10 protein-coding genes are annotated in these 9,704 nt (G+C 67.1%); 7 read left to right on the forward strand and 3 right to left on the reverse strand.

The genetic code is table 11. The annotated features are described in order from the left end of the window. The first annotated feature begins 287 nt into the window (after positions 1–287). Positions 288–1,943: an alpha-amylase family glycosyl hydrolase gene (locus tag BGO82_RS13080; RefSeq protein WP_291306035.1), complete on the forward strand. Its 1,656-nt coding sequence runs from the start codon at positions 288–290 to the stop codon at positions 1,941–1,943. Between the two features lie 177 nt (positions 1,944–2,120). Here BGO82_RS13080 and BGO82_RS13085 read toward each other — a convergent pair whose 3' ends face one another. The 3 genes from BGO82_RS13085 to BGO82_RS13095 form a co-directional block, all read right to left on the reverse strand. Next, complete coding sequence (locus BGO82_RS13085; RefSeq protein ID WP_291306036.1) at positions 2,121–2,429, reverse strand: hypothetical protein; 309 nt, start codon at positions 2,427–2,429, stop codon at positions 2,121–2,123. A 163-nt stretch (positions 2,430–2,592) separates the two neighbouring features. Then, the gene (locus BGO82_RS13090; protein ID WP_291306037.1) at positions 2,593–2,889 is read right to left on the reverse strand and encodes a hypothetical protein; all 297 of its coding nucleotides are present in this window, start codon (positions 2,887–2,889) and stop codon (positions 2,593–2,595) included. Then, positions 2,886–4,058, reverse strand: a complete 1,173-nt coding sequence (locus BGO82_RS13095; protein WP_291306038.1) for a M20 aminoacylase family protein — start codon at positions 4,056–4,058, stop codon at positions 2,886–2,888. Before BGO82_RS13095 ends, BGO82_RS13090 begins: the two co-directional genes overlap by 4 nt. Positions 4,059–4,187: 129 nt before the next feature. Between BGO82_RS13095 and BGO82_RS13100 the strand changes: the two genes are divergently transcribed. The 6 genes from BGO82_RS13100 (at position 4,188) to BGO82_RS13125 (ending at position 9,612) form a co-directional block, all read left to right on the forward strand. Continuing rightward, positions 4,188–5,372, forward strand: a complete 1,185-nt coding sequence (locus tag BGO82_RS13100; RefSeq protein ID WP_291306039.1) for an amino acid aminotransferase — start codon at positions 4,188–4,190, stop codon at positions 5,370–5,372. A gap of 28 nt (positions 5,373–5,400) precedes the next feature. After that, positions 5,401–5,634: a hypothetical protein gene (locus tag BGO82_RS13105; protein WP_291306040.1), complete on the forward strand. Its 234-nt coding sequence runs from the start codon at positions 5,401–5,403 to the stop codon at positions 5,632–5,634. 405 nt (positions 5,635–6,039) lie between these two features. Next, complete coding sequence (fsa, locus tag BGO82_RS13110) at positions 6,040–6,693, forward strand: fructose-6-phosphate aldolase (RefSeq protein ID WP_291306041.1); 654 nt, start codon at positions 6,040–6,042, stop codon at positions 6,691–6,693. A gap of 6 nt (positions 6,694–6,699) precedes the next feature. Further along, complete coding sequence (locus BGO82_RS13115; protein WP_291306042.1) at positions 6,700–7,782, forward strand: Mrp/NBP35 family ATP-binding protein; 1,083 nt, start codon at positions 6,700–6,702, stop codon at positions 7,780–7,782. A 2-nt stretch (positions 7,783–7,784) separates the two neighbouring features. After that, positions 7,785–8,222: a GNAT family N-acetyltransferase gene (locus BGO82_RS13120; RefSeq protein ID WP_291306043.1), complete on the forward strand. Its 438-nt coding sequence runs from the start codon at positions 7,785–7,787 to the stop codon at positions 8,220–8,222. Positions 8,223–8,298: 76 nt separating this feature from the next. Further along, the gene (locus tag BGO82_RS13125; RefSeq protein WP_291306044.1) at positions 8,299–9,612 is read left to right on the forward strand and encodes a GH1 family beta-glucosidase; all 1,314 of its coding nucleotides are present in this window, start codon (positions 8,299–8,301) and stop codon (positions 9,610–9,612) included. The last annotated feature ends 92 nt before the right edge of the window (positions 9,613–9,704 follow it).

The following is a 9,704-nucleotide window of genomic DNA, read 5'->3' on the forward strand; positions in this document are numbered from 1 at the left end:
AGAGGTCGGCGCCTTGGCGAGCGGAGCGAGCCTAGAAGCCGGGTGAGGGGTGCGATCGCTCAATCACCGCGCTGCTGCCGCAACGCGCAAGGTTCATCACCGCACCCCTCACCCGCTTGCTAGGCTCGCTCCGCTCACCAAGCGCGCGACCTCTCCCCTGAGGGGAGAGGTGATGCCGACTGCGGGGCGCGGTCGGACGGCGACTTCGGTGCGGCGTCGCAACGCTGGCGCCGGGTTTGCATTTCTGCCGCGGGGGCGGCATCAACGGGCAGCAACGGAGGTCGGCGATGAGCGGCGAGTGGTGGCGGGGCGGGGTGATCTATCAGGTGTATCCGCGCTCCTTCCAGGACACCAATGGCGACGGCGTCGGCGACCTGCCCGGCATCATGCGGCGGCTCGACCACATCGCCTCGCTGGGCGTCGACTGCATCTGGCTGAGCCCGATCACCCAGTCGCCGCAGGCCGACATGGGCTACGACGTGTCCGACTACAAGGAAGTGGATCGGCTGTTCGGCACGCTCGAGGATTTCGACGCGCTGGTCGAGCGCGCCCATGCGCTGGGGCTGAAGGTGATCATGGACCAGGTGCTGAGCCACACCTCCGACAAGCATCCATGGTTCCAGGAGAGCCGGCTCAACCGCACCAATTCGCGCGCCGACTGGTATGTGTGGGCCGATCCCAGGCGCGACGGCACGCCGCCCAACAACTGGCCGAGCGTGTTCGGCGGCCGCGCCTGGGAGTGGAACCCGAGCCGCGGCCAGTACTACTTCCACAATTTCCTGCTCGAGCAGCCCGACCTCAATTTCCACAATCCGGCGGTGCAGGACGCGGTGCTCGACGTGCTGCGCTTCTGGCTCGAGCGCGGCGTCGACGGCTTCCGGCTCGACACCGTCAACTACTATTTCCACGACCGGCAATTGCGCAGCAATCCGCCGGCGCGGCGGCCCAGGCACCTGCCCTACGCGGTCAACCCCTACGACATGCAGGAGCACCGCTACGGCAAGAGCCAGCCCGAGAACGTCACCTTCCTCAAGCGCGTGCGGGCGCTGCTCGACCAGTTCCCCGGCACCACCACGGTGGGCGAGGTGGGCGACAGCCATATCGGGCTCAGGCTGATGGGCGAGTACACCTCGGGCGGCGACAAGCTGCACATGGCCTATACCTTCGACATGCTGGGCAACGAGTTCAGCGCCGCCCATTTCGGCGGCAAGATGCAGCGCTTCTTCGACGCCAACAAGGACGGCTGGCCGTGCTGGAGCTTTTCCAACCACGACGTCGACCGCCATGTGAGCCGCTGGCTGAAGCATGCGCGCGAGCCGGCGGCGCTGGCGCGGCAGGCGGTGGCGATGCTGATCGCGCTCAAGGGCTCGATCTGCCTCTACCAGGGCGAGGAACTGGGGCTGCCGCAGGCCGACATGCTGTTCGAGGAGCTGACCGATCCGCCCGGCATCCGCTTCTGGCCCGAATACAAGGGCCGCGACGGCGAACGCACGCCGATGCCGTGGGACGCCGGCGAGGCACCCAACGGCTTCACCACCGGCACGCCCTGGCTGCCGGTGAAGCCGAACCATTCGGCGCTGGCCGTGGCCGGCCAGAACGACGACCCGGACTCGACGCTGAACCATTATCGCGCCGCGCTGGCCTTCCGCCGCGCCCATCCGGCGCTGAAGGACGGCGACATCGAGGTGCTGAAGCTGGGCGAGCCGGTGCTCGGCTTCCGCCGCTGGACCGGCGCGGAACGCCTCGTCTGCCTCTACAATCTGTCGCCCGACCCGGTGCGGGTAACGGTGGCCGGCGCGGCCGACATGCTGCTGGCCCAGGACGCCGAGCGCCGCAAGGACAAGCTGCTGCTCGGCCCGAACGGCTTCGCTTTTCTGGGGGAGAGTGGGGAAGGGCTGTCGGTGAAATATCGCGGCGGCGGGAAACGCCGTTCCAATATGTAGGGGCGTCTTCCCCGCGATCTCTGATCCGGTGATCGTGGCCCCCACCCCCGGCCCCTCCCCGCAAGGGGGAGGGGGGCGATGGGGCCGCAAGCACCAGGGGTGCAGTCAGGCGCCCCTCCCCCTTGCGGGGAGGGGATGGGGGTGGGGGCCCCAGCCGCGATGCGGCGTCGGAGCCGGTCAGCTCAGCTTGTTGACCAGCGCCAGCGAGTCGGGGTCGTAGAGCGCGACGACCGTGTGGCCGTTGTCGTCGGTGTACTGCACCTTGAAGCAGCCGTTCCACTCTTCGATGGTCGGCGCCAGCTTGGTCCGAAGCTGCAATTGCGCCGCGAGCTGGTGCTTGGCCTGGTTGATGAGATCCTGGTTGTTGCCGGTGTCGCAGCGCAGCGCGCCGGTGCCCATCTGGTCGGCCGCGAAAGCCGGGGCCGAAGCCACGGCGCCGCCGGCCAGCAGGGTGGTGGCGAGCAGCAGGGTCGAGAGGGTTTTCATTTTAGGTCGTCCTTGTTCTTTGGAGGGAGGAACAAGGCGTTATGTGGGGCGGTTCGTCCCCGCCTGCCACTTACAACGGCCTGAAATTTATGAATTCGCGGCAACGCCGGACAGGATTTTCACGACTGCGCGACGCGCCGCAACAAAGGGCGCGCCGCGAGCGTTAACGGAGCTCGCGCAGCGAGTCGTAATCGTAGAATTTCATCTGCTGGTGGCCGCTGCCGTCGTCGACGAAGGTCTGGATGCAGCCGTTCCAGAAGCGGGTCATGTTGGCGTCGATGCCGCGGGCCCGCAGCCGCCGCTCGGCATTTTCCGCCGCCCCGATCTCGTCATAGGCCGGCGTGCCGTCGGCGTTGAAATGATCGAAGGGCGGGCCGTCGCACATCGGCACTGCCAGCACCGCCGGGGCAGGGGACGCGAACAGCACCAGCGCGCTCAATAGAACAAGATTCTTCTTCATGCTGTGACCGGCAGAGCCGTCTCCACGAGTTTGATCCAGTAGCTCACCCCCACGGGGATGATCTCGTCGTTGAAATCATAGGTGTCGGTGTGCAGGTCCGACGAGGGGCCGTTGCCGAGCAGGATATAGGCGCCCGGCCGGGCCTGCAGCATATAGGCGAAATCCTCGCCGCCCATGGTGCCGTCGGCCTTGGCGTCGACGCGCTCGGCGCCGGAGATGGCGCGCGCCACGTCGGCGGCGAAGGCGGTCGGGCCGGGGGCGTTGACCGTCACCGGATAGCCGTTGCGATAGTGGATCGCCGCGGTGGCCCCGAAACTTCCGACGATGCCGTTGGTCACGGCGCGCAGGCGCTCCTCCATGAAGCTTCTCACGCTTTCGTCCAGCGTCCGCACCGTGCCGGTGAGCTTGACCGTGCGCGGGATGACGTTGAACGCGGTGCCTGCTTCTACCATGGTTACCGACAGCACGGATTCGCGCATCGGATCAACATTGCGCGACACGATGGTCTGCAGCGCCAGGATCAGCTGCGCCGCGATCACCACCGGATCGATGGTGTTGTGCGGCAGCGCCGCGTGCCCACCCCGGCCCTCGATGGTGATCTGGAACTCGTCGGTGGCGGCCATGATGCCGCCCTCGCGGATGCCGAACTGCCCCGCCGGCAGGCCGGGAAGGTTGTGCAGCCCGTAGAACTCCTCGATCCCGAAGCGCTCGACCAGCCCGTCCTGCAGCATGGCGCGGCCGCCCGCCCCGCCTTCCTCGGCCGGCTGGAAGACGAGGACCGCGGTGCCCTCGAAATTGCGCGTCTCGGCCAGGTATTTCGCGGCGCCCAGCAGCATCGCGGTGTGACCGTCATGGCCGCAGGCATGCATCTTGCCGCCGACCGTCGAGGTATAGGGCTTGCCGGTGCGCTCGGTGATGGGCAGCGCATCCATGTCGGCGCGCAGCGCGATCGTCCGTCCGGCCCCGCCATTGCGGCCCCTGATCACCGCCACGACGCCGGTGCGCCCGATGCCCGTCGCCACCTCGTCGGCGCCGAATTGCCTGAGCAGCTCCGCCACCCGCCCGGCGGTGCGCTCGACGTCGTATTGAAGCTCGGGATGGCGGTGGAAATCCTGCCGCCACTCAGCGATCTCGCGCTGGAATTCGGCGACGCGATTGATGATGGGCATATCGAACCTGCTGCTAAAGACGCAATGTGCCGGTTTGCGGTGGAATCCGTCAACCCTTGACGCCGCCGGGCGGCGTTGTCATAGGCCTTTTGCCGCCGCTCCGGCGGCCTTTCCAGCCGGACCGCCAAGATGTTCGAAACCCTGCAGAAGGCCACGCTCGACAAGATTTTCGTGCTGATGGCCGAATATGCCGCCGATCCCCGCAGCAACAAGATCGATCTGGGCGTCGGCGTCTACAAAGACCCGCAGAACAACACCCCGATCATGTCGGCGGTCAAAAAGGCCGAACAGCGCATCCACGACGCCGCCAGGACCAAGACCTACAAGGGCGTGGTCGGCAACAAGGAATTTTCGGCCGCGGTGGTCGAGCTGGCGCTCGGCGGAGTGGTCGACAATTCCCGCATCCGCTGCGTCAACGGCGCCGGCGGCACCGGCGCGCTGATGATCCTGATGCACGTGCTCGGCCGTGCCCGGCCGCACGGCAAGATCTACATCTCCGACCCGAGCTGGCCCAACCACTGGCCGCTGGCTGAGAACGCCAACCTGGTGCCGGTGACCTATCCCTATTTCGACCCCAGGACCCGCTCGGTCGACTTCGAGGCGATGATGCGCGTGGTCGACACGCTGACCAGCGATGACGTGCTATTGTTGCACGGCTGCTGCCACAACCCGACCGGCGCCAATCTGACGCCGGCGCAATGGGACCGCGTCGCCGCGAGCCTCGAGCGCACCGGGGCGTTCCCGCTGATCGACCTGGCCTATCTGGGCTTCGGCGACGGTCTCGAGCAGGACGCCTACGGCGTGCGCAAGATCGCTTCCAGCGTGCCCGAATGCATGATCGCGTTCTCGGCCAGCAAGAATTTCGGCCTCTACCGCGAGCGCACCGGCGTCGCCATCGCCATCGCCCGCGATTCCGCCAGCGCCGACGTGGTGTCGAGCCAGATGCAGAACATCATCCGCGGCACCATCAGCCAGCCCCCCGACCACGGTGCGGAAATCGTCCGCGTCATTCTCGAGGACAAGCAATTGCGCGCCGAGTGGGAAGCCGAGCTCAACGCGATGCGCGAGCGCATGCAGCGCCTGCGGGTGAAGCTCGCCGACGCCATCCGCCGCAAGTCCAACTCCAAGGACTTCGACTTCATCGCCGAGCATTCCGGCATGTTCTCGCTGCTCGGCCTGCCGCAGGACGTGGTCGAAAAGCTCAAGACGGACGACGCCGTCTACATGATCAACGACAGCCGCATCAACGTCGCCGGCATCCCCGAGGATCGCGTCGACGAACTGGCGGAGTACCTGCTCAAAGCCGCGGGGTGAGCCAAGCGGCGGATTGTCTGGAGGGGCGATGGACAATCTAGTCTGGAATGAAAGAACCAAGCTGCTCGCTGGCGCGCTCGACCGGCTGTCGACCGCATGCTTCACGCTGGGCATCCTGACGCCGGTCGCGGCGGGGATTTATGGCCCCGCACAGCTTGGCCTCAGCCCTCAATTCCTACTGCTTGCGGCCGGAAGTTGGCTCGTCGGGGGATTTGCGCTACATATGTTTGCGCAGATCGTTCTCGGAAAGCTTCAGCAATGACTGCTCTTCAGCTCTTTGCCGCCGCGGGAATGCCCATCCTCGTCATCGTCCTGGCTGGCGCTGCCGTCCTCCTGCACAGTTGGAGCGCCAAGCGGCGCCAGGGCAGCCTTCGTCCGGGCGAATAGGACGAAGGCCATCGAGTACCTGCCGCCGACGCTGTTTCAGTACAAGCTCGCCAGCGGGCCGCCCACGGCGACGCAGCTTGGCGCGCTGGGTGTGCTTGTCGCACTCGACGTAATCATCTGGTCGGTACTGGTGTTCCTGTGGTGGCGGCGAAGGCGGCACCCCGGCGAGTGAAATATTCCCCGCTTCGCGGCTGATTTTCCCGTGCTGCGCACCTTTCGCGCGGCGCGCAAAACGCCTATCTACGGGCTAGATAATTCAAAGCCTTCCGGGAGAATAGCGATGCAGTTTTTCGTCGATACGGCCGAAATCGAGGACATCAAGAAGCTTCACGACATGGGGCTGCTCGACGGGGTGACCACCAACCCCTCGCTGGTCGCGAAATCGGGCCGTGACTTCAAGGAAGTGATCAAGGAGATCTGCTCCGTCGTGCCCGGCCCGGTGTCGGCCGAGGTCACCTCGACCGATTTCGACACCATGATGCAGGAAGCCCACGTGCTGGCCAAGCTCGCCGACAATGTGGTGATCAAGGTGCCGCTGACCGTCGACGGCCTCAAGGCGTGCAAGAAGATTAGCTCCGAGGGCACCAAGGTCAACGTCACGCTGTGCTTTTCGCCCAACCAGGCGCTGCTGGCGGCCAAGTGCGGCGCGACCTACATCTCGCCCTTCATCGGCCGCCTCGACGACATCAACCTCGACGGCGTCGAGCTGATCGAGCAGATCCGCCAGATCTACGACAATTACGCCTTCTCGACGCAGATCCTCGCCGCCTCGATCCGCACCCCCAACCACGTGACCGAAGTGGCGCTCGCCGGCGCCGACGTGGCCACCATCCCGCCGGCCGTGATCTACAAGCTGTTCGACCACCCGCTGACCAAGTCGGGCCTCGACGCCTTCGTCAAGGACTGGAAGTCGACGGGCCAGTCGATCCTCTGATCCGACATGGCTGATGCCGAGATCGCCGGCGCCGTGAAGGCGGCGCTGGCGCAGGTCGAGGTCCCGGGCGGCGGCGCGCTGGCCGACTATGCCGGGCTGTCCGAGATCATCGTGACCAAGGGCGCGGTGGCGTTCGCCATTTCCGTGCAGCCGGGCATGGAGGCCGCCTTCGGGCCGGCACGGGTGGCGGCGCAGCAGGCGGCCGAAGCCGTGGCCGCGGGCCGCAAGGTGATGGTGTCGGTGACCTCCGACCGGGCGCCGCCCAAGGCCACCGGACAGGCCGCCGCGCACGGCCGCGCCGGCCCGCCGCCGCGCTCTCCGGTCGCCGGCGTCAAGCACATCGTGGTGGTCGGCTCGGGCAAGGGCGGCGTCGGCAAATCCACCGTCGCGGTCAACCTTGCGCTGGCCTTCGCCGCGGAGGGCCTCAGCACCGGCATTCTCGACGCCGACCTCTATGGCCCCTCGATCCCCAAGCTGCTCGGCATCGAGGGCAAGCCGGCGGTGCGCGAGGACGGCATCTTCGCCCCGCACCGGGCGCATGGGCTGAGCGCCATCTCCATCGGCTCGATGTTGTCGCCCGGCCAGGCGGTGGTGTGGCGCGGCCCGATGGCGACGTCGGCGCTGCGGCAATTGCTGCGCGAGACCGATTGGGGCGGGCTCGACCTGCTGGTGGTCGATCTGCCGCCCGGCACCGGCGACATCCAGATTTCGCTGTTCCAGCAGGCCGAGCTGGCCGGCGCCGTGATCGTCTCGACCCCGCAGGACCTGGCGCTGATCGATGCGCAGAAGGCGGTCGACATGATGAAGCGGCTCGACATCCCGCTGCTCGGGCTGGTCGAGAACATGAGCTATTTCGTCGCCCCCGACACCGGCAGGCGCTACGATATCTTCGGCCATGGCGGCGCTGCCGCCGCCGCCGGCGCCATGGGCATGCCGTTCCTCGGCGAAGTGCCGCTCGACATGGTCCTGCGCGAGACGTCCGACGCCGGCCGGCCGGTGATGGCGACCGATCCCGACGGTCCGCAGGGCGCCGCCTTCCGCGCCATCGCCCGCGAGATTTTGGGCCGCACGCCGGCGCTCCGGAGCTGACGATGCTTCGCATCGCGCGCTCCGGCCCCGCCGATCTGGCGAGGCTCTGCGCTCTCGATCCGCTGGCGCGCCGCGACGACCAGCGGCGCGCGCTGCTGGCCGAGTGGACGGCCGGCGGCGCCATCCACATCGCGACGGCCGGCGACGACATCGTCGGCTTCGCGGTCCTCACCCGGCACTTCTTCCACCAGCCCTTCATCGACCTGGTGGTGGTGGCCGAGGGGCAGCGCCGCCGCGGCCATGGCCTTGCTCTGGTGCGCCATTGCGTCGACCTCGCGCCGGGCGGCAAGACCTGGACCTCGACCAACCAGTCCAACAGTGCCATGCAGGCGCTGCTGGCGAGGGCCGGATTCGTGCCGAGCGGGCGCGTCGACAACCTCGATCCGGGCGATCCGGAACTGATCTTCGTGCATCTGCCGCAGCCGCACCGGCAGGCGTGACACCTGTCGAGGCGGCTGCTATGCAATCGATTACATGACGCCGGGCCAAGCCGGCGCAGCGTGAGGGCCTTTTTGCATGTTTTCCGTAGAGCGCGGCCAGTTCGGGCCGAATTTCGTGTTTGGCGCGGCCACCGCGGCCTATCAGATCGAGGGCGGGCAGGTCGACGGACGCGGCACCTGCATCTGGGACACCTTCGCAGCAACGCCCGGCAACGTGAAGAACGCCGATGACGGCCGCACCGCCGACGACCATTACAACCGCTGGCCGGAAGACCTCGACCTGATCCGCAATGGCGGCTTCGACGCCTACCGCTTCTCGATCGCCTGGCCGCGCCTCTTGCCCGAGGGCACCGGCGCGGTGAACCAGGCCGGCCTCGATTTCTACGACCGGCTGATCGACGGCATGCTGGAGCGCGGCATCAAGCCGTTCGCGACGCTCTACCACTGGGACCTGCCCTCGGCGCTGCAGGACCGGGGCGGCTGGATGAACCGCGACATCGGCGGCTGGTTCGCCGACTACGCGGCGCTGGTCGGCCAGCATTTCGGCGACCGCCTGCACGCGACGGCGACCATCAACGAGCCCTGGTGCGTGTCGGTGCTGAGCCACATCCTCGGCCGCCACGCGCCGGGCTATCGCGATCTGCGCGCCGGCGCCCGCGCCATGCACCACGTGCTCTACGCCCACGGCATGGGCGTCGATGCGCTGCGCGCCAACGGCGTCAAGAATGTCGGCATCGTCACCAACCTCGAAAAGGCCGAGGCGGCGAGCGACAGCGAGGAGGACCAGAAGGCGCTCGAGATCGGCGACGCGCTGTTCAACGGCTGGTTCCTCGGCGGCATCTACAAGGGGCAGTATCCCAAGGTGCTGACCGACCTGCTGGCGCCGTACCTGCCGAAGGACTGGCAGAAGGACATGGAGGTGGTGAACCGTCCGCTCGACTGGGCCGGCATCAACTACTATTCGCGCGGCCTCTACACCGTGGACAAGGACCCGGCGCATTACGCCCTGCCGATCAAGACGGTGAAGGGCGCGCTCGAGACCAACGACCTCGGCTGGGAGGTCTATCCCAAGGGGCTCACGGATCTGTTGGTGCGCGTGTCGCGCGACTACACCAAGCTGCCGCTCTACATCACCGAGACCGGCATGTCGGAAACCAATGACGAGCGCCGCGTCGCTTTCTACGACGCGCATCTGAACGCCGTTCTGGAGGCGCAGAAGCAGGGCGCCGACGTGCGCGGCTTCTTCGCCTGGTCGCTGCTCGACAACTACGAATGGGGCGAGGGCTACTCGTCGCGCTTCGGCATCGTGCACGTCGACTACGCCACCCAACAGCGCACCCCCAAGGGCAGCTACCGCGCCTTCCAGGGCATGCTGCACAATACGAGGTGAGCTGGCGGCCGGATTTCGGCGGCCTGTGGCGCGCTCTAGCTGTCGAAGCTATGAAGGTTGTTCATTCGAGGGGGGACTGAGAAGCTGGGGTT

The organism is Devosia sp. 67-54 (assembly GCF_001899075.1).
Lineage (GTDB): Bacteria > Pseudomonadota > Alphaproteobacteria > Rhizobiales > Devosiaceae > Devosia_A.